28 protein-coding genes are annotated in these 24,995 nt (G+C 44.6%); 8 read left to right on the top strand and 20 right to left on the bottom strand.

What is annotated here, in order from left to right; translation table 11 throughout:
• Positions 1–8 precede the first annotated feature (8 nt).
• From B9T10_RS01315 to efeB, 3 genes are read left to right on the top strand one after another with little or no spacing between them, the layout of a single operon-like run.
• Positions 9–851, top strand: a complete 843-nt coding sequence (locus tag B9T10_RS01315; protein ID WP_094537611.1) for an FTR1 family iron permease — start codon at positions 9–11, stop codon at positions 849–851.
• The gene (locus B9T10_RS01310) at positions 832–1,728 is read left to right on the top strand and encodes an EfeM/EfeO family lipoprotein (protein ID WP_094537610.1); all 897 of its coding nucleotides are present in this window, start codon (positions 832–834) and stop codon (positions 1,726–1,728) included. Before B9T10_RS01315 ends, B9T10_RS01310 begins: the two co-directional genes overlap by 20 nt.
• Positions 1,728–2,987: an iron uptake transporter deferrochelatase/peroxidase subunit gene (gene efeB, locus B9T10_RS01305; protein ID WP_094537609.1), complete on the top strand. Its 1,260-nt coding sequence runs from the start codon at positions 1,728–1,730 to the stop codon at positions 2,985–2,987. Before B9T10_RS01310 ends, efeB begins: the two co-directional genes overlap by 1 nt.
• Before the next feature lie 52 nt (positions 2,988–3,039).
• On the opposite strand, the gene B9T10_RS01300 is transcribed toward efeB, so the two are convergent.
• Positions 3,040–3,471 carry a PaaI family thioesterase gene (locus tag B9T10_RS01300; protein ID WP_063454868.1) on the bottom strand — a complete coding sequence of 144 codons (432 nt, stop codon included), beginning with the start codon at positions 3,469–3,471 and terminating at the stop codon, positions 3,040–3,042.
• Between the two features lie 105 nt (positions 3,472–3,576).
• On the opposite strand from B9T10_RS01300, the gene B9T10_RS01295 reads away from it, so the two are divergent.
• The gene (locus tag B9T10_RS01295; RefSeq protein ID WP_008314464.1) at positions 3,577–3,939 is read left to right on the top strand and encodes a hypothetical protein; all 363 of its coding nucleotides are present in this window, start codon (positions 3,577–3,579) and stop codon (positions 3,937–3,939) included.
• A 5-nt stretch (positions 3,940–3,944) separates the two neighbouring features.
• The gene (mnmA, locus tag B9T10_RS01290) at positions 3,945–5,042 is read left to right on the top strand and encodes a tRNA 2-thiouridine(34) synthase MnmA (RefSeq protein ID WP_008314463.1); all 1,098 of its coding nucleotides are present in this window, start codon (positions 3,945–3,947) and stop codon (positions 5,040–5,042) included.
• A gap of 14 nt (positions 5,043–5,056) precedes the next feature.
• Here the strand turns inward: mnmA and B9T10_RS01285 are convergent, their stop codons facing one another.
• The 6 genes from B9T10_RS01285 to B9T10_RS01260 all read right to left on the bottom strand — a co-directional run bounded on the left by B9T10_RS01285 (position 5,057) and on the right by B9T10_RS01260 (position 9,168).
• Positions 5,057–5,500: a hypothetical protein gene (locus B9T10_RS01285; protein WP_094488635.1), complete on the bottom strand. Its 444-nt coding sequence runs from the start codon at positions 5,498–5,500 to the stop codon at positions 5,057–5,059.
• A 103-nt stretch (positions 5,501–5,603) separates the two neighbouring features.
• Positions 5,604–6,377, bottom strand: a complete 774-nt coding sequence (truA, locus tag B9T10_RS01280; protein WP_246782133.1) for a tRNA pseudouridine(38-40) synthase TruA — start codon at positions 6,375–6,377, stop codon at positions 5,604–5,606.
• Positions 6,343–7,209: a MurR/RpiR family transcriptional regulator gene (locus tag B9T10_RS01275; protein ID WP_018122237.1), complete on the bottom strand. Its 867-nt coding sequence runs from the start codon at positions 7,207–7,209 to the stop codon at positions 6,343–6,345. Before B9T10_RS01275 ends, truA begins: the two co-directional genes overlap by 35 nt.
• A complete protein-coding gene (locus B9T10_RS01270; protein WP_094537607.1) occupies positions 7,202–8,164 on the bottom strand; it encodes a glucokinase in 963 nt (320 codons plus the stop codon). The genes B9T10_RS01275 and B9T10_RS01270 overlap by 8 nt, the downstream gene beginning before the upstream one ends.
• Positions 8,157–8,768 (bottom strand): ribosome biogenesis GTP-binding protein YihA/YsxC, encoded by a 612-nt coding sequence (yihA, locus tag B9T10_RS01265; protein ID WP_008314452.1) that lies wholly within the window; start codon positions 8,766–8,768, stop codon positions 8,157–8,159. Before yihA ends, B9T10_RS01270 begins: the two co-directional genes overlap by 8 nt.
• Complete coding sequence (locus B9T10_RS01260; protein WP_143695663.1) at positions 8,761–9,168, bottom strand: hypothetical protein; 408 nt, start codon at positions 9,166–9,168, stop codon at positions 8,761–8,763. Before B9T10_RS01260 ends, yihA begins: the two co-directional genes overlap by 8 nt.
• A 259-nt stretch (positions 9,169–9,427) precedes the next feature.
• Here B9T10_RS01260 and B9T10_RS01255 point away from each other — a divergent pair, with 259 nt between their 5' ends.
• Positions 9,428–11,524 (top strand): BCCT family transporter, encoded by a 2,097-nt coding sequence (locus tag B9T10_RS01255; RefSeq protein ID WP_018122242.1) that lies wholly within the window; start codon positions 9,428–9,430, stop codon positions 11,522–11,524.
• 55 nt (positions 11,525–11,579) lie between these two features.
• Here the strand turns inward: B9T10_RS01255 and purU are convergent, their stop codons facing one another.
• The 4 genes from purU to B9T10_RS01235 all read right to left on the bottom strand — a co-directional run bounded on the left by purU (position 11,580) and on the right by B9T10_RS01235 (position 14,400).
• Positions 11,580–12,428 carry a formyltetrahydrofolate deformylase gene (gene purU, locus B9T10_RS01250; RefSeq protein WP_008314445.1) on the bottom strand — a complete coding sequence of 283 codons (849 nt, stop codon included), beginning with the start codon at positions 12,426–12,428 and terminating at the stop codon, positions 11,580–11,582.
• Positions 12,429–12,579: 151 nt separating this feature from the next.
• Positions 12,580–13,008, bottom strand: a complete 429-nt coding sequence (locus tag B9T10_RS01245) for an ExbD/TolR family protein (RefSeq protein WP_246534763.1) — start codon at positions 13,006–13,008, stop codon at positions 12,580–12,582.
• Positions 13,005–13,688 carry a MotA/TolQ/ExbB proton channel family protein gene (locus B9T10_RS01240; RefSeq protein ID WP_094493366.1) on the bottom strand — a complete coding sequence of 228 codons (684 nt, stop codon included), beginning with the start codon at positions 13,686–13,688 and terminating at the stop codon, positions 13,005–13,007. The genes B9T10_RS01245 and B9T10_RS01240 overlap by 4 nt, the downstream gene beginning before the upstream one ends.
• 22 nt (positions 13,689–13,710) lie before the next feature.
• Positions 13,711–14,400, bottom strand: a complete 690-nt coding sequence (locus B9T10_RS01235; protein ID WP_094537606.1) for an energy transducer TonB — start codon at positions 14,398–14,400, stop codon at positions 13,711–13,713.
• A 204-nt stretch (positions 14,401–14,604) separates the two neighbouring features.
• Here B9T10_RS01235 and dapB point away from each other — a divergent pair, with 204 nt between their 5' ends.
• Both dapB and B9T10_RS01225 read left to right on the top strand, forming a co-directional pair.
• The gene (gene dapB, locus B9T10_RS01230) at positions 14,605–15,405 is read left to right on the top strand and encodes a 4-hydroxy-tetrahydrodipicolinate reductase (protein ID WP_063454863.1); all 801 of its coding nucleotides are present in this window, start codon (positions 14,605–14,607) and stop codon (positions 15,403–15,405) included.
• Position 15,406: 1 nt separating this feature from the next.
• On the top strand, positions 15,407–16,939 hold the full coding sequence (locus tag B9T10_RS01225) for a B12-binding domain-containing radical SAM protein (protein ID WP_094537605.1): 1,533 nt from the start codon (positions 15,407–15,409) through the stop codon (positions 16,937–16,939).
• Between the two features lie 61 nt (positions 16,940–17,000).
• On the opposite strand, the gene brnQ is transcribed toward B9T10_RS01225, so the two are convergent.
• The 9 genes from brnQ to lpxD form a co-directional block, all read right to left on the bottom strand.
• Positions 17,001–18,443 (bottom strand): branched-chain amino acid transport system II carrier protein, encoded by a 1,443-nt coding sequence (brnQ, locus tag B9T10_RS01220; RefSeq protein WP_094488643.1) that lies wholly within the window; start codon positions 18,441–18,443, stop codon positions 17,001–17,003.
• Positions 18,444–18,598: 155 nt separating this feature from the next.
• Positions 18,599–19,615 carry a quinone-dependent dihydroorotate dehydrogenase gene (locus B9T10_RS01215; protein WP_094537604.1) on the bottom strand — a complete coding sequence of 339 codons (1,017 nt, stop codon included), beginning with the start codon at positions 19,613–19,615 and terminating at the stop codon, positions 18,599–18,601.
• Positions 19,612–20,355, bottom strand: coding sequence for a DNA repair protein RecO (recO, locus tag B9T10_RS01210; RefSeq protein ID WP_246782158.1), 744 nt, complete (start codon positions 20,353–20,355; stop codon positions 19,612–19,614). The genes B9T10_RS01215 and recO overlap by 4 nt, the downstream gene beginning before the upstream one ends.
• A gap of 8 nt (positions 20,356–20,363) precedes the next feature.
• A complete protein-coding gene (mlaD, locus tag B9T10_RS01205; RefSeq protein WP_008314429.1) occupies positions 20,364–20,819 on the bottom strand; it encodes an outer membrane lipid asymmetry maintenance protein MlaD in 456 nt (151 codons plus the stop codon).
• A gap of 28 nt (positions 20,820–20,847) precedes the next feature.
• Entirely contained in the window at positions 20,848–21,495 is a 648-nt protein-coding gene (rnhB, locus tag B9T10_RS01200; RefSeq protein ID WP_094537603.1) for a ribonuclease HII, read from the bottom strand.
• A complete protein-coding gene (gene lpxB, locus B9T10_RS01195) occupies positions 21,495–22,658 on the bottom strand; it encodes a lipid-A-disaccharide synthase (protein ID WP_246781892.1) in 1,164 nt (387 codons plus the stop codon). The genes rnhB and lpxB overlap by 1 nt, the downstream gene beginning before the upstream one ends.
• A 20-nt stretch (positions 22,659–22,678) precedes the next feature.
• On the bottom strand, positions 22,679–23,467 hold the full coding sequence (lpxA, locus tag B9T10_RS01190; protein WP_008314423.1) for an acyl-ACP--UDP-N-acetylglucosamine O-acyltransferase: 789 nt from the start codon (positions 23,465–23,467) through the stop codon (positions 22,679–22,681).
• A 23-nt stretch (positions 23,468–23,490) separates the two neighbouring features.
• Positions 23,491–23,931, bottom strand: coding sequence for a 3-hydroxyacyl-ACP dehydratase FabZ (gene fabZ / locus B9T10_RS01185; protein WP_018122254.1), 441 nt, complete (start codon positions 23,929–23,931; stop codon positions 23,491–23,493).
• A 29-nt stretch (positions 23,932–23,960) separates the two neighbouring features.
• Positions 23,961–24,995 (bottom strand): UDP-3-O-(3-hydroxymyristoyl)glucosamine N-acyltransferase, encoded by a 1,035-nt coding sequence (gene lpxD / locus B9T10_RS01180; protein WP_094537602.1) that lies wholly within the window; start codon positions 24,993–24,995, stop codon positions 23,961–23,963.

The raw sequence follows: 24,995 nt of genomic DNA, 5'->3' as shown, positions 1-24,995 counted from the left end.
GGTCACCGATGGGAAACGTATTATTTGTTGTTTGGCGCGAAAGTTTTGAGGCCTTATTGGTCATTGGCATCATCTACAGCTGGATCAAGCGCCATCCTGACACTAAAAATGGCATGAAATTTTTATGGGGCGGCGTTGCCCTTGGCGTGTTGCTCTCTGTGTTGTTAGCGCTGGCCATTTATGGTGTGTTTAGCAACCTTGAAGACCTCTATCAAGCCCTCTTTATGATCTTTATGGAGGTGCTCGCCTGCATCCTGATCGTACAAATGGTGTATTGGATGAACAAGCATGGCAAAGAGATGAGCCGCGCCCTCATTAATAACATTGATCAGCAGGCCAAACAACATTCATGGTGGGGGGCGCTTTTCATCATCGCCATTGCCATTGCCCGTGAAGGCAGTGAAATTGTGGTGTTTTTATCCGCCATCATCATGAATTTAACGCCAGAAACCACAGGCGCATTTGCCGCAGAAGTGGCCATTGGCTTAGGCGTTGCTGCCATTACGCTCGCTCTATTCATCTGGACATCTAAAATCGTATCATGGAAATGGTTCTTCACCATCACCGGCATCATGCTGCTCTTTTTAGCCGTGACTTTATTATTGCGCGCATCAGATGAGGTGGCCAATTTACTCCTTGAGTATGACATTGATCTCCCAAGCTTCTTTGAAACCACTTTATGGGACACAAGCCACCTGCTTGATGATGGTCAAGGGATTGGCAATTTCTTATCGTCATTCTTTGCCTATCGCTCAGCACCGACAGGCTTGTCAATCACTGTCTTTGCCATTTATTGGATCATTGTGATTGCACTATTTTGGAGAGGACGCCGTGCGCACGCTGCTCATTAGTTTGGCCTTATTGGCAACATTGACGGTGACGCATGCAAAAGTGGGTCGCCAAGCCATTTTACAATCGGGGGATGCGCCCATCATCATTGCCCTTGGGGACATTCCAACGCCAGAAGCGTATCAAACAGCGATTGATGATTACATGGTGTTTGTCAGAGCGCGCCTTGAAACTGTGGTGACGGATTTAAAGGCGCTCTCCGCTGCCCTTGAAAATAATGACCTCAACCGTGCCCAAAAAGCATATCTCAGCGCCCATTATGCTTATGAAACCATCCGCCCAATTGTTTTGGTGTTTGGTAATATGGATCGCATGATCAACTCGCCGGCAAGCGCCTATTTATTACAGGAAAACGATCCAAATTTCAAAGGTTTTCATGCGGTTGAATATGCGCTCTTTCATCAGCATGATGTGCACGATGCCCTTCGAGAAAATCAGCGTTTACTGAAATATCTGCGTGACTTAGTCAAACGCGCGGAGATTGAAACGCTATTTTTACCCAAACTTGTGCAATCCGCGCCAGATTTTGCAGAGCACATTTTAGAGAATAAGTTATCAGGGCGTGATCATTATTATAGCGGCGCAGATTTAAGCGAAATCAATGCCAATTTAGAAGGCATCACTGCCATTTTGACTGTTCTTAAACCTCATTTAGATGATGCATTTGTTGCCTCTGTTGAAGAAAATATTCATGCCATTCGACAGCAACTTTTGCCCTATGATCAAGCAGGTACATATTTACCCCTTGATCAGCTCACGCAAACGGATCGCCAGCATTTATATGGCTTGACCTCACAATTGGCCGAAACATTGGCGCAATTGCGTGGTTTATTGGCCATCGAAGTGTATCACTCATTTGATTCAAAGGAGATGCCCTAATGTCTCACTCGCCTTTTCGTCGTTCCCTATTAAAAGGTTTAGGATTGAGTGGCGCTGCGCTATTGATGAGCTCATCGATTGCACACACTGCCCGTCAAACAAAAGACAATCGCCCCTTTCCAGATCACTTTTATGACACGGTGCCCGCTTTTGGCATCCATCAAGCGGGCATCATCACGCCAGAACCGAAAGAGTCCATTTTTATGGCCTTCAATCTTTTAGTGAAAACCCGTGATGAGTTGGACGCATTATTTCAAAAACTCTCCAAACGCATTGCCTATTTAACGGCGCCCCAAATCCTAGATCATGACGATGATCGTCAATTTCCACCCAAAGAATCTGGATTATTGGGCGGACAATTATTGCCCAATCAACTCACCATTACCCTTTCTGTGGGCTCCTCTCTCTTTGATGATCGCTTTGGTTTAGCGCCCTTAAAGCCCAAGCATTTAATCCCGATGAGCAATTTCCCGAATGATCGCTTAGATCCAAAATGGTGCGGCGGAGATTTGGTGCTACAACTGTGTGCAAACAGTAAAGAGATCCTCATTTATGCCTTAAGGGACATCATGAAGCACCATTATCATGAAATGGCGCCCCTTTGGAAAATGGATGGCTTTTTACCCGCCCGCGACATTGAAACACAATCCACCCCCATTAATCTCTTTGGCTTTAAAGATGGCACAGGCAATGCCCCAAGCAATGATGCAGCCTTGATGAATGAAATTGTGTGGGTGACAGAGAAAAACAAAGAGCCCGCATGGTGCTTAAATGGTTCCTATCAAGCCATTCGCCTCATCCGTTTTAACCTTGAATTTTGGGACAGAACGCCCCTTGAAGATCAAGAAAATGATTTTGGACGCATCAAGCATTCAGGCGCACCGATTGGCATGATGCATGAACATGATGACCCACAATTTGCCCTAGATCCACATGGTGATCGTGTGCTCTTTGATTCCCACATGCGCCGAGCTGAGCCGCGTGTGCCACATCGTTACAGCGCACCTCTTCGCCGCAGAAGCTACAGTTATTCTTTAGGCTTAACGGACAGCGGATTACTGGACATGGGACTCATTTTTGTGTCGTATCAAAATGACCTCAATCAAGGCTTCATTAAAACGCAAAAGCGCCTCAATGGTGAACCCTTAGAGCGCTACATTGATCCCTTTGGCGGCGGCTACTTTTTTGCTTTGCCAGGTATGAAAGATCCGAATGATTATTTAGGTCAAAGTTTATTTGCGGCAGCAAATCAGCTCTAATGCATACCATTAAAAAAAAGAGGCTTTAAGCCTCTTTTTCATTCATGTCATCTTACTCTGCAAAAATGCTGGGATTGCGATTTTTCACAATGGCATTGGTCACGCGAATGGTGGAAATGAGTCGATTGTCATCGACCGCATACACATTCACATCCCACACATGCGTGCTTTTACCACGGTGGATGATCTGACCTTTTGCCACAACGGTTTCCCCGGTGCGCGCTGATGAAATGTGGCTTGCGCTGATCTGCATGCCCACACAGCTTTTATCTGGCAATGCAATGCTAAATGTGCCAACGCCTGCCACGGTTTCAGCCAATGCAATTGTCGCGCCGCCATGCAAATAACCGTATGATTGAATGGTGCGCTCATCCACGGGCATTGTGGCTTCTACATAGCCATCTTCACTGACGATAAAATCAATGCCTAAGTGCCCCACCAATGTATTGCGCGTGTGTGCGTTCATTTGTTCTGTGCTTAACATACCATATTCTCCTGTATTCACTTCTGACGAGTTATTTTCTCATTTTAAATCAAATAATGGTAAAATTGGCGTTAATTATTCATTCATATTTATAGGAGTTATCTTTTGATCTTCTTTCTCTCATTCCAATTCATTGGGTTAGCGGTTGTTTTGGCGGGCTTTATCCTATATGCCAAGCGCAAAGAGATTCCTGTTTTCTTTTTCATCTGGCACAAAAAGCGCATTTTCTTTGCGTTAGAAGCCCTTGTGTTTGCGTTGATCATTTTGGTGTGCATCAAACCTTTAACCAATAACATTCGCTGTGCTTATAATGGCCATTCGATGAATAAAGTCACCAAATATGATTGGATCAATGGACAATGTTTAGTGGAATATGGGACTGGCAAAAACAATAAGCCAACTTATGTTCCGTATGAAAGAATTCGTGGCACTTCTGGCGAAGGCAGCGAAGATGGAGCAACTGAGTAATTATCATGATTCAAGAAGATATTAAAGGTAAACGTGTCATTGTGGGCATGTCTGGCGGCGTCGACTCTTCTGTGGCAGCCCTTTTATTAAAAGAGCAAGGCGCAGATGTGCATGGCGTTTTCATGAAAAACTGGGAAGATAACTTTGAAACGGGCTATTGCTCGGCCGAAGAGGATGTCAAAGATGCCCAAGCGGTGTGCGATACCCTCGGCATTCCCCTGCATAAAGTGAACTTTGTGAAAAACTACAAAGAGCGCGTGTTTGCCTATTTTTTAGAGACATTAAAGCTGGGCTTAACCCCAAATCCTGATGTTTTGTGCAACAAAGAGATCAAGTTTAAAGCCTTTTTAGATTATGCCAATGAGATGGGTGCAGATTACATCGCCACCGGCCATTATGCAAGAACGCACAGAGCTGATGGTCAAACGTATCTCTTAAAAGGGTTAGACAACAATAAAGATCAAAGCTACTTTTTGCATTTGTTGAGCCAAGCGCAGATCAAAAATGCCCTCTTCCCTGTCGGTGAGCTTGAAAAACCTGTGGTGCGTGAATTGGCATTGAAACACAAACTCATCACCTATGATAAAAAAGATTCCACAGGCATCTGCTTTATCGGTGAGCGCGATTTTAATGAGTTCATTGGTCAATACATTGCCTCAAAACCTGGGAAAATGATCACGGTGGATGGTGAAGTGATTGGCGAGCATCAAGGCTTATCTTTTTACACCATCGGACAACGTAAAGGCTTACACATTGGCGGCGTGAAAAACTCAACCGGTGAACCTTGGTTTGTGGTGGAAAAGAATCTTGAAGACAATACTTTGATCGTGGCGCAAGGTGAGCACCCTGCTTTATATAAAGAGAGCTTAACTGCGCGTGATGTTCATTGGATCAACACGAATTTAGATTTAAATGCCATCAATGAGAATCTCACCGCGAAAATTCGTTATCGTCAAAAGGATGAAGCCTGCCGCATTGAATTTTTAGACGATGGACGATTATTTGTGGCATTTGATGACCCCCAGCGCGCAGTGACGCCGGGACAATCGATCGTCTTTTATCATGGCGATGTCTGCCTAGGTGGCGCGATCATCGAACGTTAATCTAAAACCTCAAGTTACGACTTGAGGTTTTTTTGTCGTGCTTCAATCGCCGCGAACATCGCTTTGACATCTTCCGGATGATATAAACCATTCATCACCAATACGCTGCGATCAGAACCTGTCGGCGTATAAATAATGCTGTCGGCCTCTTTTTTAAAGTAAGAGATGTGTGCTTTAATGCCCGTGACTTTTTGCATCTCAAAGGCGCCCGAACTCAACGGATACACGCGCCCTTTCCCTAAAGGTGATTTAACCACCAACGCATCCCCGACAAGGGAAACACGCGCCATCGATGTCACATAGGCAAACACACCAAGCACCACAAAAATGAGCCAAGAGATGTTCACCTCTGCGGCACGTGCAATGAAAATCACAAATACTGTAATGATGGTGATGTACACCGCCATCACAAACTGTCCTTGGGCAGGCGTTTTAAATGTCATGCTTTGATTATTCATAGATCGTCCTTTATTGTGTTATCGATGGATGATCAAAGTATAGTACTTTCTCAGCATTTAAGCCAAATAAGGTCAAACTTATTCCATTTAACCTTAATATGAATCAATAATCGATGTGATCTAAAAAGAGCCCTGAAGCCGGCGCTGTGATGCCACCTTGTTTACGATCTAAACTATCAAGCACTGCTTTTGCATAGGTTACAGGCGCTTTGCCACTGCCAACTTTCAATAATACGCCGACAATATTGCGCACCATATGATGCAAAAAGGCATTGCCATGAACATCAATGTAAATATAAGAACCTTGTTGACGCAAACGAATGTCAAAAATTTCTCGAATGGATGTGGGCGCTTGGCATTCACTGGAGCGATAAGCATTAAAATCGTGCTCCCCAATCAAATCATTGGCCGCTTGCTGCATGGCTGCAACATCTAACGGATAGTTGATGTGCGTCGTATAAAAACGATCCATGACAGATCGATAAGGCAAATTCGCAATCACATATTGATAATAGCGACCTTTGGCACTGTAACGGGCATGGAAATCAAGCGGCATGCGGCGCACTTCAGTAATGGCGCAATCATCAGGAAGATTTGTATTGATGCCGCGAATCCATGAGTAATCACTGCGCTTTGCCGTTGTGATGAAATTCACCACTTGATTGCGCGCATGCACGCCAGCATCGGTGCGCCCTGCACACATCAATTCAATGGAATGATTGGCAACCTTTTCAATCGCTGGCACAAGCACCGATTCAACTGTGCGAACCGGTGGTTTTTTTTGTGCCTGCCAACCTCTAAATTGCGTGCCATCATAAGAGATGACCAGCGCGATGTTCTCTTTATCCATTGTTTTGCTGCTGACTGTTGCGAACACGTTTAGATTCAATGATCGCTTTTGAGCGGCTCATTTCATCAATGAAAGAATTGCCACGTTTAAGCGCCAATGTCACCAATAATACGTCCACAATCGCTAAATCGGCTAAACGCGAGATCATCGGAATGTATTCGGTGGTGTCTTCTGTGGCGCCGGATTCAAGCACCACGTCAGAGGCTTCTGCCAACGGTGAATCTTTAGTGGTAAAGGAGATCACTGAAGCACCATTGGCTTTAGCAAATGATACAGAATCTAAAATGTCTTGGCTGCGCCCTGTATGGGAAACAGCAATCAACACCTCTTTTTTACCCATCAACGATGCGGCAAGTGAATGAACGTGATGATCACTGAACACGGACACATTAATGCCCACGCGCAACAATTTTTGTTGAATGTCGAGCGCCACAACGTTTGATGCGCCATGCCCAATGCACAATACATTTGATGAGCGCAGTAAAATTTTCACTGCTTGCTCAACTGCCTTCACAGATAAAGACTCTTTGGTGCGAAGCAATGCCGCGGAGGCTTGCGTAATCACTTTATTGACGATGTCTTTGGTGTTGTCAGACTCAGAAACATTGCTGTGTATGAATGGTACGCCAGCATTTAAAGATTCTGCCAACTCTTGTTTAAACACATGATAACCGTCAAAACCAATGGCGCGACAAAAGCGGATCACTGTGGGTTCTGAAACGCCCACCGTTTTTGCCAACATACCAATTGAGAAAGAGGCCGCGTCGTTCGGGTGATTCATGATCCAATCGGCGACGAGTTTTTCTGATTTTCTTAGTTTGTCACGATGGCTTCTGATGTGTGAGATCACTCTATTCATCCTCCATAAAGGCAATGGTTTGAACTAGGCCGGTTAATGCAGGGTAAGGATCGGTCACCACAAAGGTTGGAATTTTTTGCAACAACGGGAAAACCGACGCACTGTGCTCAAAGGCACTGCGAAAGTCGGACTGTACAAAAAATTCTAAAAACCGTGGGATGATGCCACCAGCAAGATAAACGGACTTAGCTCCCGTAATTAAAGTGTAGTTTTTCGCTACACCGCCAATCATAGCACAATATCGACCAAAAAGTTGCACAGCAAATGTATCTTTTTTATCAATTAATCCAGAAACCAGCGCCATCGGTGATGAATCTTTGTGCTTTACATTTAAAAGTTTGGTCATGTAGTCAATGAGCTGTGGGATGCCTCTTCGACCGCCAATAAAATCCTCCACAATGATCTCATCTTTTCCACTACATCTTAACATTTGCCAAAAGTTTACAATCTCTTGGTCTTCCATCATCATGGCAGAGTGCCCGCCTTCTGAGGGAATCGTCAACCAATTGTGATGATGCACCACCAAACTTGTGCCAATGCCTGAGCCTAAACTCATGGCAAGCTTTGGCGCATAGGGGGACAATTCACCGCCGCCCACTTTGACCAATGATGATTCAGGCAAATGGGGTAAGGCTGCGCCAAGCATCTCCACATCATTGTAAAAATGAACCGTCGATGGCGCTAAACGTGCCTTCACATCACTTAACTTAAATTGCCAATGATTATTCACAAAGTGAACATCATCTAACTCAACAGGCGCAGCAATGGCCAAAACAATTAACTGCGGACGCTCAATGCCGAGCGTTTGACAATAGGCATGAATCACTTCATCGGGGGCATTAAAATCTGCGGATCGATGAATCGCAACATCATGATAGTCATAGGCTTCATCCATCCACGCCACACGGGCATGCGTCGCACCAATGTCCGCAATTAAGGCTCGAATCTTAATCACGCGGCAACCACTCATTGAGGACTTTTAAGGCATCTTGTAAGCCAATGGTGTGATCGGTTGCGGAAAAGAGCTGCACCGTCACAGGCATTTTGAACTCTTTTAACGCCGCTTGCACTTGAAAGAGCGCAGTTTTTGCAGGGCCACGTTTTAATTTATCGGCTTTGGTCAATAAAATGTGGGTGGGTAAATTTTGCGCTTCGCACCACTCTAACATTTGTAGATCTAATGGCGTTAAAGGATGACGTACATCCATCAACATCACTAACCCCACCAAATTTTTACGCGTTTCAAAATAGCCTTGCAACACAGAGCGCCAGTGTAATCGAATGCGCTCAGGCACTTTTGCATAGCCATAACCTGGTAAATCCACCAAGTAGCTCTTTTCATCCACTTCAAAATAGTTGATCAGCTGCGTACGTCCTGGGGTTTTACTTGTGCGCGCCAATGTATTTTGTGAAGTTAAGGCATTTAAAGCACTGGATTTACCTGCGTTAGATCGGCCAGCAAATGCCACTTCTCTGCCATCATTGTCTGGCAATTGATTAAGCTGATTGGCACTGGTTAAAAATGTTGTCGCATGAAAGCGTTGAATTAAATTACTCATGGTCCTCTTCTTGATTCTGTGAATCTGTTTCGCTACATTCCCCTGTGACAATCGTCAAAGCGGGCATGTATTTCGTGTTGATCGTTTGCATAAAATTGATGTCATCGATGGAGAGCGCATCCATACTGTGGGTATACGCTTTTTGGGCGATCTGCACAAAGCGCTCGGCATTTGCATCGCCAAACATCACCACCATATTGCTCGCAATACAGCGAGATTGAAATTCTGTGATGTCACCTGCATCGATTTGCGCTTGCTGCATGGACATCAATTGTGCAATCAAATTTTGTTCAGTAAAGCTAAAAGGCCCCTTCATCTTTTCAAGGGCGTTGAAGGTCAATTGCCCCTGCCCGTAAGCTACGCTTAACGTCAGCATCAGCAGAATTGTTATTTTTCGCATGAATTTAGACATAATTCAGTAAAATCCGTTGATATCTCTCAAATAAGCCGCCACTTCCAAAATCAGCTTTTGTGGCATAAAAGGTGTTTATGTTATACTCACGTTTTTGCAAGGAGGCCCATAACCCTAAAATCAGGCAAGCATAATAAATGATTTCAACGATTTTTGCTCGTTTTATCATTGTTTATCAATCTAATAATCTCCCCATACGTCCCTTGTCACGTATCTCTTTTTCAACCTAAACAAACAAGGATCATTTATGCCAGAACCTTCATGGACTCAACATAAGTTTTTCAAAAGCTTAAACATCCCCGTTTTTGTAGGCGCGAATCTTCTCATTTTACTCTTGCTCGCAGTCACAATCTTAGTGCCCAACACTGAGCAGCTCTTTAACTCCATTCAAACATGGATTGTCGATAACCTCAAATGGTATTACATTTTGTCAGTGGCCATCATTTTAGGCGCTGCCATTTTCATCATTTTAAGTCGCTATGGCGACATCCGCTTAGGGCCGGATCATGCACGCCCGAATTACACCAACTTTAGTTGGTTTGCCATGCTCTTTTCAACCGGCATGGGCATCGGTTTAATGTTCTTTGGCGTGGCAGAACCCGTCATGCATTACATTGCACCGCCTGTGGGTGATCCTGAAACGGTCGCCGCCGCCACCGAAGCTTTACGCTTAACCTTCTTCCATTGGGGCTTACACGCTTGGGCCATTTATGCCATTGTGGGCTTGATTTTGGCGTATTTCTGTTTCCGCCATAAACTCCCCCTTGCCCTTCGCTCTGCCCTATATCCACTCATTGGTGAACGCATTTATGGCCGCATTGGCGATGCAATCGACATCTTTGCCGTCCTCGGTACAGCATTTGGTGTGGCAACATCCTTAGGCTTTGGTGTGGAACAAATTTATGCAGGATTGGATTATCTACTCAATTACAAACTTTCTGAATATGGCAATAATCCCGATAGCCTTTTATCCATTGGCGGGATTAAAATCTTAATCATCGTGGTGGCCACAGCCGGTGCAACATTATCTGTGAGCTTAGGTTTAGATAAAGGGATCAAAATCCTCTCTGAAACAAACCTCTATATGGCGCTTGCTTTAATGCTCCTTGTGCTCTTTTTAGGTGGCCGCACGGTGGATCTGTTCCAAGCATACATCCAAAATACTGGTAGTTATTTATCTGACTTAGTCAATAAAACCTTTAACCTCTATGCGTATGAACCGAAAGATCCTAAAGATTGGATCGGCGGCTGGACAATCCTCTACTGGGGTTGGTGGTTATCATGGTCGCCATTTGTGGGCATGTTCATTGCACGCATTTCACGCGGTCGCACCATTCGTTCATTTTTACTCGGCGTTTTATTGGTGCCCGCGGGCTTTACCCTCCTTTGGATGACAGTCTTTGGTAACTCGGCCATCGACATGATTCGAAACGATGGCATGATCGAAATTGTCGATGCCATCAATACGGATAAATCATTGGCGCTTTTTGTCTTCTTAGAATCCTTCCCGTGGGCATCGCTCTTATCTGGCCTTAGTATCGTGATGGTGTTCATCTTCTTCATCACCAGTGCCGACTCAGGTGCCATTGTGATGGACATGCTCTCCTCAAACAAAACACAAACGCCCCTTTGGCAGCGTGTGTATTGGGGATCGATCACAGGCATCATCGCCATCATTTTAATGAGTGCCAATGGTTTAGAAGCACTACAAACGGCAACGATTGCCTCCGCTTTCCCCTTCAGTTTGATTTTGCTCTTCTCACTTTATGGGCTCTTTAAGGCGCTGCGCATCGATTATGGTAAACGCGAGATTCGCACCAACTCCATCAACAATTTCCAATCAAGCTTTGTGTCAGGCGGTTGGCAAAAACGTTTGCGTGGGCTTGTGCTCTATCCGCGCCGTGATCATGTGATTCGTTTCATCAATGAAACGGTGGAACCTGCCTTTGAAGAGATTGCCGCTGAGCTCTCTAAACAAGGCATCAAAACCACCATCACGCGTAAAGGCGATGATGACATTCTCTTTGAAGTGGAACATGGTAAAAATGACAACTTTATGTATCGCATCAAAGCACGTCACTATTTAAAACCGAACTTTTCCTCCATTGAGGCCTCTGATGTTGATCCGGATTATCAAAAGTACTTCCGTGCAGAAGTCCATTTAGACAATGGCGCGCAAGGCTATGACATCATGGGTTACAGTAAAGAGAGTTTAAGCAATGACATTGTCGATCAGTACACCAATCATCTACAATTCATTCATAACTTTCAGTTAGAACACAATTATGTGCCTGACAATAAAGAGGCAAAACCTGAAAAAGAGGAAACGCCACCTCAGGCTTAATCCTCGCTCATTAAAAAACCTCGGCATGCCGAGGTTTTTTTTGATTCAAGCGCTGTTAAAAGACAACCGTATGATTGCCATGCACCAACACACGATCTTCAATGTGATAACGCAAACCGCGCGCTAACACAATCTTCTCAATATCGCGCCCAAGGCGAATCATGTCTTGCACATTGTCCGCATGGGTGATGCGCGTCACATCTTGATCAATGATGGGACCGGCATCTAAGTCCTGCGTCACATAATGGCACGTTGCCCCAATTAACTTCACGCCACGCTGCGCTGCCTGATGATACGGGCGCGCACCCACAAACGAGGGCAAAAAGCTGTGATGAATGTTGATGATTTTATGCTGATAACGCTCACATAAATCTGGCGGAATGATCTGCATATAGCGCGCGAGCACAATCGTGTCGGCTCTGAGCTCATCCATCAAATTCTCCACTTTCGTAAAACTTTCACTTTTATTCAAGGGGTTCACAGGCACATGGTGATAAGGCACATTGTACCACTCCACTAAACTGCGTAGATCATCGTGGTTAGAGATCACCGCTACGATGTCACAATCTAACTCACCGGTTTGCCAGCGCGATAAAAGATCCACTAAGCAATGTGAATCTTTACTCGCCATCAATACCACACGCTTTTTCACGGCTGTTTCAGAGATTTTCCATTTCATCGAAAATTTCTCTGCAATCGGTGCAAAACGCTCTTTAAACTCATCTAAGCTGCATGACAATGAATCTGCTTGAATCACATGACGCATAAAAAAGTAGCCGCTGCCAAAATCTGAATGATGATTTGCCTCGGCAATCCACCCACCGTGTTCTGCAATAAATCCACTGATTCCAGCAACAATCCCGACTCCATCTGGGCATGACATAGTTAAACGATATGCGTTCATTGACTCTTTTCCTTTATAATTAAAATTCCACATCTCTTTGGCTTTTCGCCGCCTAAAACAATATCAGATTTACCGCAATTGAACAGCAAAAAAAAAGAAGATTCCGAGGAATCTTCAAAGTGCAGGGAGCTGGGGATTGAAATTAAAGGGATCAGCGATCTTCAACGGTGGTGATGAAACCAATTTTTGAGAGATTCGCCCGTTTAATTTCAATCAATGTTTTGGCCACAGTGTCATATGGCACACTTTCATCAATGTTTAAAGCAATGATCGGCTCAATGGTGGCATCTTTAGCCTTAATGGCTTCAAGTGATGCATGTAAATTCTCTAATGTCACTGGGGTTTGATTGAGTAAAATCTCGCCCGTTTTGGTAATCTCAATGGTTTCAGGCTTTTGCGGCGGCACTGGTGCTTCAATGCTCGCGGCCTTTGGCAAAGAGAGATCCACAGATTGCGTCACCATCGGTGCTGTGATGATGAAAATCACCAATAATACAAGCATCACATCAATGAGGGGCACCATGTTGATTTCAGCATTTTCCGAGGTGTGCTCACTTCTGATTCGACCAATGGCCATCATGCCTCCTTCGCGTGTCCGCTCAATAATTTGATGAGTTTAAAAGCAAATGTGTCCAATCGTCCTAATGCCACACGATTGCGACGCGTCAGCCAGTTATATGCCATCACTGCCGGAATGGCGACGGCTAAACCGATGCCTGTCATGATCAGTGCTTCCCCCACGGGTCCTGCCACTTTATCAATGGTGCCGGCACCGGTTGCGCCGATGGTAATGAGGGCATGATAAATCCCCCACACCGTTCCAAAGAGTCCAACAAAAGGCGCGGTTGCTGCAATCGTTGCCAATACAGATAACCCATTTTCCTTGTGCATTTGAATGTCATCTAATTCAGCGCGCAGTGTAATGGTGATAAAATCCGTCAATGTTGTGGATTCTGCCAATACAGCGCCTTCATTGTCATGATAAAAATCCACCGCTTCAATGCCCTTTTGTGTCAATTGTGCATAATCTAAACCCGCTAAATGTTTCGCGGTGCGGGATAAATCATGAATGTCCTTTGCTGTATTGAACTGCTTAAAAAATGCAGAGACTTTATGACGACGAATCATGCCATTAAACGCTTTGATGACAATGATGCTCCAAGAGATCAAAGACATCACCACTAAAATACCCAAAAGGCTTTTGCTGAGCACATCTGCTTGCCCGATGAAATGGGCAAATCCTAACTGTCCGACTTCCATACGATTCCTTTATGCGACTGAATTAAAATGCATAGTCTATACGATGTCGGATGGCGATCGCTTGACCATTTTCTCGATACGGGCGAATTTTCACCCCATTTGCGGCATTGAGTGCAGCCTCATCAAGCATCTTGTGCCCAGATGATCGCTCAAGCACCACTTTTGTCGGTACGCCTTGTGCATTGAGCTCAATGATGACCACACTATTGCCACGCAATCCCTTACGGTGCGCTGCGCGTGGGCGCTTTGGCTGCGGATTTTTCAAAAACTCAATGCGACTCGCTGCAACAAATGGGCGTCCGCCTTGTGTTCGCGCTGCTTGTGCTTTAGCCGGTTTGCTCGGTGCTTTCACAACGCGCTCGACCGCCTTCGGCTTAGGTGTGGGTTTAGGCTTTGCCTTCACCACCGGTGCCTCAATGGGCACTACAACATCCGCGGCTTGTACTGCTGTGTTTACCGCCACCATCTGAACCATCTCTTCATCATGCGGATGTTGTAATGTTTCTTCGATCACCTCTTCAACTTCAGCAATGCTCTCAGTGTGATCACCTAATGTCACCATTTGAAGATCAACCGTGCCCGCAACACTCGCTTGTACCGCAAGACTTTTCGGCGATAACATCGTAGCAAGTGCAGCTGTATGCAGTGCACCGACCCCGACGATCAAAAGGAGATTCATGATTGCTGTTGTTTGAAAAGTTCTCTTATTCATAACCATTATCAAAAAATGTTGATTAACTTATGAGAATTATTATCATTTAAGAATCATTTGTCAAATCATTTCATCACTTTTTTTAATCTGACTGATTGTTTTTATGAATGATGATCGCAATTTATCATCGCAATTCGCTCGTCTGCCATTACTTTTATCGCCTTTATGGCTATAATGAAATCGTTTTGTTAATAGGATAAAAATATGATTAGAATTGGCATTATTGGCGTTGAAGGACGCATGGGGTTGAACATCTTACAATTGGTGACAGCGGCAGAAGATTTAACTTTAGGCGCTGCCATCACTCATCATGGCAGCCCAAACATTGGACAAGATGCAGGATCATTGCTACACAGTGAACCCTTAAATGTGCGCATCACGGATGATGTGGCAAGCACCACAAAAGATGTGGATGTATACATTGATTTCACGTTACCTGAAGCCACCATGATCAACATTCAACCGATTGCCAACGCCCACATTCCAGTGGTGATTGGCACCACAGGTTTAAGCACTGAGGATTTGGCACAATTGGCAATCTATGCCAAAGAGACCGCCATTTTACAAGCGCCGAATATGAGCCTTGGCGTCAATTTAGTTTATGCACTCCTTGAACAAGCGGCGAAAGTTTTGGGTAAACAAGCCGACATCGAAGTGCTGGAAATGCATCATCGCTTTAAAAAAGATGCGCCAAGTGGCACAGCACTACAAATGGGTAAAGTGGTGGCTCATGCCATGAATGAAGATTTTGATAAAATCGCGGTGTATGATCGCCATGACATGAATCGTGAGCGCGGCGCAGGTGAAATCGGCTTTGCCACATTGCGCGGCGGTTCTGTGGTGGGCGATCACACAGTGATTTTCGCCACACTTAAAGAACAAATTGAAATCACCCATAAAGCCAAAGATCGCTCCCTTTTTGCTGATGGTGCCGTGTATGCCGCTCGCTGGTTACATCAAAAGCCCCATGGCCTTTACTCAATGCAGGATACCTTAGCCCTTTAATATGGATATTTTAATCAGTACACTCAATGCGCGTTTCTCTCATGCTTCTCTAGCCACCCGTTATTTATTGGCAAATTTAGACGATGATTTACGAGCACGCGCTGAGATTTGTGAATTCACCATTCAGCAAGACACCGAAGAGATTTTAGCCACCGTGTATGACAAAGCACCTAAAATTATTCTGTTGGGCGTCTATATCTGGAACATCAATGAAACCACCAAATTGGTGCGCGAGCTCAAAGCTTTAATGCCTGAGCTCATCATTGTTATTGGCGGACCTGAAGTGTCCCATGAATATGAAGAGACGGCGATTTTTACAACGGCTGATTATCTCATCACCGGTTGGGGCGACATCAGCGCGTATGAATTGTGCCGTGACATTCTCAATGATCAAGCACCAAGTGATAAAGTCATCAAAGGCAAACAGCCGAAGCTCGAAGAAATTAAGCTCCCTTACGATTACTATACGGACTTTGACATTGCCCATCGCACCATTTATGTGGAAGCTTCACGTGGTTGCCCATTTAAGTGCGAATTTTGTTTATCGAGCCTTGATAAAACAGCGTGGACTTTTCCGCTTGAAGATTTTCTCGCGGCGATGGATCGCTTATATCAACGGGGTTTACGTCAATTTAAATTCATTGATCGCACCTTTAATCTCAAACGTGAATTTACCGTACGGATTTTAAATTTCTTTTTGGATAAATTGGCGAAAAATCCTGAAGATGCGCTCTTTTTACACTTTGAATTGGTGCCAGACTTTTTACCCGAAGAGATCAAAGCCCTCATTTTAAAATTCCCTGAAGGGAGTTTACAGTTTGAGATTGGCATTCAAACCTTAAACACAGAAACGCAGCAGCTCATTTCACGGCGCACAAATTTAGCCAAAGCCAAAGAGAACATCTCGTGGCTTTCTAAACATACCTCCGTGCATTTACATGTGGATTTGATTGCAGGTTTACCGGCGGAGGATTTAGAGCAGTTTGCCAAAGGCTTTAATGAACTTTGGTCATGGGAGCCCCAAGAGATTCAATTGGGCATCTTAAAACGCTTAAAAGGCACGCCCATCACGCGCCACACCGATTCATTTGATTATCGTTACAGCCCTGAAGCTCCTTACAGCGTATTTGCCAATAAGGACATGGACTTTACCACCATGAATCAAATGAAAAATGCCGCAAAATTTTGGGATCTCATTGCCAATTCAGGGCGTTTTAATCATACATTGCCGTTATTGTTTGATAAATCTGCCTTTGAAACTTTATGGCAACTCTCTGATTACTTAGTCAAATGTTTTAAACGCACCCACAGCATTCCTTTAGATAAACTCTTGAGTGAAGTCTTTAATTACTTAGTTGAGATCAAAAAAGTACCCATCGCCACAGTACAAACTGCCATGGGCGAAGATTTTATGCGCATTGGGCTGCAAGGTTGGCCAAAATATTTAGGGGATAAACCTGCTGACTTTGCTGAACGACTCAGCAAACATCAACAAAAAACTGCAGCGCCTAAACGTCAGCAACAACACCTTTAATTTGCCTCATAAAAAAAGCTCAGATCTCTCTGAGCTTTTTAACATCAAAATTCAATGTCAGTTATTCAACAATTTGAGCAATTTTATGCTCTTTATTTTGATTGCGCACTGCGCGCTTTAACAAAATATTGTTATTGATGTGGATGGCCACTAAAAATGCAACCACACCTGGCACCACCCATCCCATCGAGATGTCATGTAATGGCAACATTTGCACAAAGCCTGCCGTCGGGAAGAAGACAGAAGAAACGCTGATGAACAACACCACATACGTTGTGATGCGTAATTCAACTTTATCTAATGGCACCAATAATTTATCAATAAAGATCAACACAATCAATGTGATGGTCAAAGGATAAACGATCAATAGAACAGGAATCGCCCCTTTGATGATGCTGCTGAGCCCTTGGTTTGCTAAGCCAAAGCTGATCAATGTGAAGATGATCGCATATTGCTTATAAGACAATCTTGGCATTAAGCTGTGGAAATAGCTGCTGATGGACACAATTAAACCAATCGCTGTGGTCAAACATGCCAAACCGACGATGATGCCCAATAAGAATTGACCTGGTAAACCTAAAGTCATGCGGGAGACTTGCGTTAAGATGTATGTCCCACGATCTTGTTGTTGTAACGCAAATTGCGCTTCATCAATCGGGAAATGGTTACCCACCCATCCTAAAGCGATGTAGATTAAACCTAAGGCAATCCCTGCAATCACTGCGGCATATGATGAGTATTTAAACAAATCTTTTTGATTGGTGATGCCATATGCACGCACTGCTTTTAACACAATGATGGAAAATGCCACCGCTGCGATGGTATCCATCGTTTGATACCCTTCCACAAAGCCTTTGGCAAACGGTGCGGCTTGATATGAAGGATCTACAGCTTCAATCGGTGTATTGAGTTGGAAAATTGCCAATACAATCAATACAAGCATGGTGATCAATAATGCAGGGGTTAAGATCTGACCCACGCGATCCACAATTTTCGTTGGATTAAAGCTCAACCAGAACACCACGATGAAGAAGAAAACAGAGTAGAAAAATAGCCCCACTTTGCCCACTAAATCGCTCGCCAAGACAGATGCATCTGCTGCATAGAACATCGATTTTAAGCCTTCAGCAATGCTTAAAAACAGACCATGTAACAGTCCGCCTTCATTACGAATGAAAGGCACCAATGCCATTTCATAAGAGACTGTGGCTGTTCTTGGGATGGCAAAGAATGGTCCAATGGTCAGATAAATGGCCACCATAAAGACCACAGAGAAAATCACGCCAATGCGTTTTGTTTCTGTGATGAAACCTTCTTCAGAAAAGGAACCAGCGATGATGCCAAGCAGCGGTAAACCCACACCTGTAATGACAAAACCGATAATTGCAGGAAAAAAGTTGCCACCACTGAGCCAACCTGCATTTGGTGGGAAGATCAAGTTACCAGCGCCAAAAAAGATGGCGAACAACATAAACCCAATGGCTGTGATTTTTCGAACCGTCATAATACTCTCTAAATTTTCATCAATATATTTTGTAAGATTGTCTTGGGTAAAGACACTGTTTACGCACAGTAAACGCAATGGGAAACCTTTTGGGTTACTTAAATAGATAGCATGAAAATTTAGAGTACTCAAGTGGCGGGCGCCATAAAGTCAAATTATGACTGATAATCACTCAATTTTTGTTGAATATCCGCCACCAACCCCGTGCCACCATAAATGAAGCCAGAATAGATTTGCACCAATTTTGCACCCGCTTTAATCTTATCTAAAGCATCTTCCCCTGTCATGATGCCACCGGCGGCAATCACAGGAATGGAATCTGGCAAATGCGTTGTGAGCACTTTCACAACTTCTGTGGCTTTTTCTGTCAAAGGTCCACCACTTAATCCGCCTGCTTCATTGGCATTGATGCAATCGGTAACGGCCTCACGGCTTAACGTTGTGTTTGTGGCAATCACACCATCTAATGCCACTGCTTTGATCACTTCTATGGATTCAAGCAACTCTGCCTCACTCATATCAGGTGCTAACTTCACCACAAGTGGGGTGTATTTTTTCGTTTCATTGAACAATCTGCCCTGCTCTGCTTTAAGGGTTGAGAGCAGTTGCATCAAATGATCCTTCCCTTGAAGGGCACGTAGATTTTTAGTGTTTGGTGATGAAATATTAATGGTGATGTAATCGGCCAATGCATAGGCTTTTTGCAAACCAATCATATAATCATCGGTCGCGCGCTCAATCGGCGTCACTGCATTTTTACCAATGTTCACGCCAATCAATGGACCATTGGCGCCATGATTTAAGCGATACTCCGCCAAATTCTGTAATAAATGGTCAATCCCTTTATTATTAAAGCCCATGCGATTAATAATGGCTTGTTTTTCCGGAATGCGGAACATGCGTGGCTTTGGATTGCCCGGCTGTGGGCGCGGCGTCACCGTGCCAATTTCCACAAAACCAAAGCCCATTTTTGCCCACGCAGACAATGCCGCCCCATTTTTATCTAACCCTGCCGCTAAGCCTAAACGATTGTGAAAGGTTAAGCCCATGATGGTGACAGGATCATGCGTCATTTCTGTGGCAATCGGTAATAACGGTAATGTGGCAATGGCGATATTATGCGCCGTTTCAGCCGGTAATGTTAATAAAAAGCGGCGCGCAAAATCCATCATAGGGAGCTCCTTGTGTCTGATAATGGGGTTGATTGTTGTTTGGCATGTAAGGATTGTAGCCACAGGCGAGATTGCAAAGGCTCTTTGCCAAGCAGTGGCTGCAATAAAAAGCGCATCATGCGCTTATAATGTTGCAATAAGGGGCGATCAAGGCGTTGATATTGATGCGTCTCTTCGATCATTTGTAGGGTTAAAATATGGTGTCCTGGCATCACTGGCGTTGGCATTTTAAAGGGATGTTTACTGAGTCCTGCTTCAATCCCCACATAATAATTGAGATTGGCTTGAATCTCATCGCCCTCGCTGTCCGCGGTTAAATCAGGCATCGATCCCAAAGTTTCTAACAATGCTTTCTCAAAGGTGCGCAGCATCCATTCTTGCAAGTCTGCATCGGCATGTTCTAATGCTGCCAGCGCCCGCCAATAATGGGTAAACAGCGATGAGTCGGCATGGTGCGCGCTCATTAAACGCATCAATAGCTCATTTAAATAGTAACCGGACCACACATTGAGCCCCTTAATGAAGGCATGCTGAACGCTGTCATAATCCTCTGCAAAATAGAAGACTTTACCCGCTTTCAATTGCCAATGGCCGAGCTCAAAAATTTGATCACTGTAACGGGCTTTGCGGCTGCGCCTTGCTAGGACTTTAATTTTTCCATGCTGCTCAGTAAAAAGATCGAGCAAAACCCGATCTTCTTGATAAGCACTTTTTTTAAGAACAACGCCAAGCGTTTGCATCACCACGATTAATCTTTATTCCCCATAGAGGTGAGGAACTGACCGATTAAGCGTTCAATGACAATGGCCGATTGTGTCATTTTAATTTGGCTGTCATTTTCTAATGGAATCGGTGAGCCACCGGGATCTAACGCAATGTATTGCTCACCCACTAAACCGGCTGTGTAGATCATTGCGGAGGTGTCATTTGGGATCTCAAATTGATCATCTAATTTCATGGTGACAACGGCACGAAAATCATCCGGATCCAACGCAATGTTTGACACACGACCCACGCGCACACCGCCAATCATCACAGGTGCTTTCACTTTCAATGAGCCCACATTGTCAAAACTTGCTGACACAGAGATTTGCTTACCAAAGCGGCCATCGGTTGTACTGGCACTCAAGGCGAGCCAAATCAATGCCACCACCCCAAGAATCATAAATAAGCCGACTGAAAAATTCACTGCTCGTGTATTCATACTGCTCTCACTCTTAATAAAATTGGCTTCATTCTACTATGTTTTTATCTTTTATGCATGCCAGCGCTTTTTGGATGGGCGCAAAACTTCTGCGATGGGTTGGCAAAACGCCATGGGCCGCCAGTGCCGCTAAATGCGCCTCTGTTCCATAACCTTTGTGTTGTTTAAATCCATATTCAGGATGATCTTGATCTAACGCAATCATGGATAAATCACGGGCTGTTTTCGCTAAAATACTCGCCGCACTGATCTCTTGATGCAGTAAATCCCCTTTGATCACCGTTTCACAAGCAAGGTGATTTGGGAATTTAGGATTTTGATTGCCATCCACACGCACCAAATCTGGCATCACATCCAAACCTGCCACCGCGCGGCGCATGGCCAGCAATGTGGCTTGCAGAATATTGAGCGTGTCAATCTCCTCAACTGAAGCCGACGCTATGCACCAAGCTTTCGCTTTTTCTTTGATCTCTTGTGCGATGATGTAGCGCTTTTTTTCAGAGATTTTTTTTGAATCCGTTAAGCCCTCAATGCCATGATTCGCATCTAAAATCACAGCCGCGGCAAAAACATCGCCACATAACGGTCCGCGCCCGGCTTCATCGACACCGGCAATTAAAAAAACGTTGTCATCATGCTCAGGTGTTTCAGTAAATAAAGAGAGTTGCGTATTCATCAGATGGAATTGACCAATTTATCAATGATGGCTTTAGCCGCCGCTTTATCTGCATTTAAACGCAGCGACTCATGCACTTTTAAAAATTCTGCATCAAGCACATGGGCATCGGCTTTCTCAAATGCCTCTTCCACCAAGGGCTTTAAGCGCTCAGGCGTGACATCTGCTTGGAAAACCTCTGGCACCAATGGCTGACCCGATAAAATATTTGGTAACGAGAAATATGGCGTGCGCACCACTTTTTTGGCAATGTATGCGGTGACCGATGAGAATTTATACGCCACCACCATCGGCTTTTTAAGGAGCAATGCCTCAAGGGTTGCGGTGCCTGAGGCAAGTAACACAACATCCGAAGCTTGCATCGCTAAACGTGAATCACCTTTTAAGACCACCATATGGGCTTGGGCTTCTTGACTGAGCTTCGCCACTGCACTCTCTATCACCTCATGAAGGTGATCGGTTGCCGCCGGAATCAACACTTTTAACTCAGGATGCGTATCCATCAATAAGATGGCCGTTTGCATGAAGATGTCTAACAATCGAGACACTTCACTGACGCGGCTGCCTGGCAACAATGCCAGCACTTTGCCATGCTCAGGTAAATTTAGGGTTCGACGGGCATAAGCCACATCGGGCTGCAACGGGATTTCATCGGCCAAGCGATGACCAACGCACGCTGCATCCATTTTATGTTTTTGATACAGTGCCACTTCAAATGGAAAGAGGCATAAAACTTTATCCACCGATTTTTTGATGGTAAAGACACGTTTTTCACGCCACACCCAAATCGATGGGGAGACGTAATGAAAGGTGGTGATGCCAATCTGTTTGACAGAGGCTGCCACTTTCAAATTAAAATCTGGGGCATCGATGCCAATAAAGGCAATCGGCATGCGATCTTCAGCGGCTTTGACCAATTGCGCCTTTAAACGCAGCAATTTAGGCAAATGCACCAAGACTTCAAAGAGCCCCATCACCGATAATGTTTCGATCGGCGCTAGACTCTCTAAGCCTTCAGCAATCATCAGTGGACCCCCGACGCCAAAAAATTCAGCGTGCGGAAACTCCACTTTCAATGCTCGGATTAAACCTGCACCTAAAATATCACCCGATAATTCACCGGCAACAATCATAAAAGTGGGCGAGGATGATATTTCTTTCACAGGTTAACCTTCTTTTTAATTTAACGCACAATACCACGTTGAGTGGGCACTTCTAAAAAGTCCACCATTTGTTGCAAATGTGGGAACTCTTTAGCCAGCACTTTAATCTCATCGATGGCATCTTGAAGCATCAAGTTTTGACGATACAAAATTTTATACGCACGTTTCGTGGCTAAAATGGCATCACTTGAATAGTTGTGACGACGCAGCCCTTCTGAGTTGATGCCCGCAGGCTCAGCACGGTAACCGGCTGCCGTAATGAATGGTGGCACATCGCGGTGAATCCCAGATGAGAAACCTGTAATGGCACCTGTCCCAACGCGGCAGCGCTGATACACCATAGAATAGCCGCCTAAAATCACATCATCTTCAATGGTGACATGTCCGGCTAAAGATGCACCATTGGCAAAAATGGTGCGCGAACCGACGATGCAATCATGGGCAATGTGACACGTTGCCATGATCCAGTTGTCATCACCAATTTTAGTGAGGCTCGCATCTTGCACCGTACCACGGTTAACTGAAACATATTCACGAAACGTATTGCGATCACCAATGTGCAACTCAGTAAAATCGTCCGCTTTGAACTTTTTATCCTGGGGCACTTCACCGATGGAGGCAAATTGATAAAACGTATTGTCTTCCCCGATGATGGTATTTGCACCAATGACTACGTGGGAAATGAGTTTTGTCCCACGACCAATGCGGCTATTTTCACCCACGATGCAAAATGGACCGATGCTCACATCCTCCGCAATGACTGCGGTTTCATGAATGACGGCGGTTGAATGGATTAAATTTTCTGGCATGATTCATTCCTCCTTAAACAGAGTTAAAATGCCTCCTGACGCATACACATGACTTCTGCTTCACAGACCACAGTGCCATCAACGCGTGCAACGCCAGAAAACGACCAAATACCACGACGCGCTTTTAAGAATTTCACTTCAATTTCCATGGTATCACCGGGTTCAACAGGTTTTCTAAAGCGCGCTTTATCAATCCCTACAAAGTAGTAAATGGAGTTTGGCGTCGCATCTTGACCCGCTGTTTTATATGCTAAAATGCCTGTGGCTTGTGCAATGGCTTCTAAAATCAATACACCTGGCATAATTGGTTTCACAGGAAAGTGGCCTGTGAAGTAGGGTTCATTGTAGGTCACATTTTTGCGCGCTAACAATGTTTCACCTTCTACATAATCCAAAACGCGATCGATCATCAAAAATGGATAGCGATGGGGTAAAAACTTCATAATTTCGTTGATGTCAATCATTTTAGAATCAGACACTGTCTCACCTTTCCTTATTCTTCAAAGTCTATTTTCTTCTCTAAAGCCTTCACACGGCGATAGAGTTTATCAATGTTTTGTAGCTGAACCACATTTTTGCGCCAGCTACGATTATCTGTCACAGGCATTCCGGATGAATACACGCCTGGCTCAATCAACGAATGAGTGACCATTGTATCCCCCGTCACCATGACGCCGTCATGCAACTTGATGTGCCCGTTGATACCGACACCACCGCCAATGACCACGCGATTACCAATCGTCGCAGAGCCAGCAATGCCCGTAAATCCTGAAATAACCGTGTGTTCACCGACAATGCCATTGTGCCCTAATTGCACATGGTTATCGATTTTTGTGCCTTTGCCAATCACTGTATCTTCAATCGCACCGCGGTCAATACAGCTATTTGCCCCAATGTCCACATCATCCGATAAAATGACGCGGCCCACTTGAGCAATTTTTACATAACCTGTCGGTCCTGGCGCAAAGCCAAAACCTTCTGCCCCAATCACAACGCCTGAATGAAGCGTCACGCGATCGCCTAAAATACAACCATAACAAATGGTGACATTCGGATATAAAAAGCAGCCTTTGCCCAGCACCACACTCTCTTCAATGACGCTGCCGGCTTTAATCACAGAATCATCACCGATTTGTACGCCCGCTTCAATCACCACATTTGCGCCAATGTAGACATTTTCGCCGATGGTTGCCGTTTCATCGATCACGGCAGATGGATGGATCGTGCGCACTAAATTGGTTTGACGCGTATCAAATAGATGAGAAACATACGCCCATGCTAAATAAGGATTTTTAGTGACCAAGGCATTGCCTTGATAATGTTCTGCCAAATCAGGCGCTAAAATCACCACAGATGCTTCTGTTGTTTCTAAAAACTGACGATATTTCACGTTATTGATAAACGCGATCTCACCTGCTTTGGCATGTTGGATTGTCGCTAAACGCGTGATCTGACAATTTTGATCACCTTTCAATTCCAAATCATTGATGTGGCGCGCCACATAATCATAAATTTCTGACAATAACAT

The sequence above is a fragment of the Wohlfahrtiimonas chitiniclastica genome (assembly GCF_002252325.1).
In the GTDB taxonomy this organism is placed as follows: Bacteria; Pseudomonadota; Gammaproteobacteria; order Cardiobacteriales; family Wohlfahrtiimonadaceae; genus Wohlfahrtiimonas; species Wohlfahrtiimonas chitiniclastica.
This window is presented reverse-complemented; position numbering and strand designations above follow the sequence as displayed.

What these genes read in the sequence shown, in the direction of transcription:
- yihA (WP_008314452.1), bottom strand. Translation starts at nt 8,768, where the DNA reads ATGAGTAATTTAATTCAACGCTTTCATGCGACAACATTTTTAACCAGT.
- B9T10_RS01225 (WP_094537605.1), top strand. Translation starts at nt 15,407, where the DNA reads ATGGATATTTTAATCAGTACACTCAATGCGCGTTTCTCTCATGCTTCT.
- lpxD (WP_094537602.1), bottom strand. Translation starts at nt 24,995, where the DNA reads ATGTTATTGTCAGAAATTTATGATTATGTGGCGCGCCACATCAATGAT.
- lpxA (WP_008314423.1), bottom strand. Translation starts at nt 23,467, where the DNA reads ATGCCAGAAAATTTAATCCATTCAACCGCCGTCATTCATGAAACCGCA.
- rnhB (WP_094537603.1), bottom strand. Translation starts at nt 21,495, where the DNA reads ATGAATACGCAACTCTCTTTATTTACTGAAACACCTGAGCATGATGAC.
- B9T10_RS01235 (WP_094537606.1), bottom strand. Translation starts at nt 14,400, where the DNA reads ATGAATAAGAGAACTTTTCAAACAACAGCAATCATGAATCTCCTTTTG.
- B9T10_RS01285 (WP_094488635.1), bottom strand. Translation starts at nt 5,500, where the DNA reads ATGAATAATCAAAGCATGACATTTAAAACGCCTGCCCAAGGACAGTTT.
- mnmA (WP_008314463.1), top strand. Translation starts at nt 3,945, where the DNA reads ATGATTCAAGAAGATATTAAAGGTAAACGTGTCATTGTGGGCATGTCT.
- fabZ (WP_018122254.1), bottom strand. Translation starts at nt 23,931, where the DNA reads ATGATTGACATCAACGAAATTATGAAGTTTTTACCCCATCGCTATCCA.
- brnQ (WP_094488643.1), bottom strand. Translation starts at nt 18,443, where the DNA reads ATGACGGTTCGAAAAATCACAGCCATTGGGTTTATGTTGTTCGCCATC.
- dapB (WP_063454863.1), top strand. Translation starts at nt 14,605, where the DNA reads ATGATTAGAATTGGCATTATTGGCGTTGAAGGACGCATGGGGTTGAAC.
- purU (WP_008314445.1), bottom strand. Translation starts at nt 12,428, where the DNA reads ATGAACGCATATCGTTTAACTATGTCATGCCCAGATGGAGTCGGGATT.
- B9T10_RS01260 (WP_143695663.1), bottom strand. Translation starts at nt 9,168, where the DNA reads ATGCGAAAAATAACAATTCTGCTGATGCTGACGTTAAGCGTAGCTTAC.
- B9T10_RS01300 (WP_063454868.1), bottom strand. Translation starts at nt 3,471, where the DNA reads ATGTTAAGCACAGAACAAATGAACGCACACACGCGCAATACATTGGTG.
- mlaD (WP_008314429.1), bottom strand. Translation starts at nt 20,819, where the DNA reads ATGAATACACGAGCAGTGAATTTTTCAGTCGGCTTATTTATGATTCTT.
- B9T10_RS01315 (WP_094537611.1), top strand. Translation starts at nt 9, where the DNA reads ATGGGAAACGTATTATTTGTTGTTTGGCGCGAAAGTTTTGAGGCCTTA.
- B9T10_RS01275 (WP_018122237.1), bottom strand. Translation starts at nt 7,209, where the DNA reads ATGAATAGAGTGATCTCACACATCAGAAGCCATCGTGACAAACTAAGA.
- B9T10_RS01240 (WP_094493366.1), bottom strand. Translation starts at nt 13,688, where the DNA reads ATGGAAGTCGGACAGTTAGGATTTGCCCATTTCATCGGGCAAGCAGAT.
- B9T10_RS01215 (WP_094537604.1), bottom strand. Translation starts at nt 19,615, where the DNA reads ATGATGGATTTTGCGCGCCGCTTTTTATTAACATTACCGGCTGAAACG.
- B9T10_RS01255 (WP_018122242.1), top strand. Translation starts at nt 9,428, where the DNA reads ATGCCAGAACCTTCATGGACTCAACATAAGTTTTTCAAAAGCTTAAAC.
- B9T10_RS01245 (WP_246534763.1), bottom strand. Translation starts at nt 13,008, where the DNA reads ATGATGGCCATTGGTCGAATCAGAAGTGAGCACACCTCGGAAAATGCT.
- recO (WP_246782158.1), bottom strand. Translation starts at nt 20,355, where the DNA reads ATGCAAACGCTTGGCGTTGTTCTTAAAAAAAGTGCTTATCAAGAAGAT.
- efeB (WP_094537609.1), top strand. Translation starts at nt 1,728, where the DNA reads ATGTCTCACTCGCCTTTTCGTCGTTCCCTATTAAAAGGTTTAGGATTG.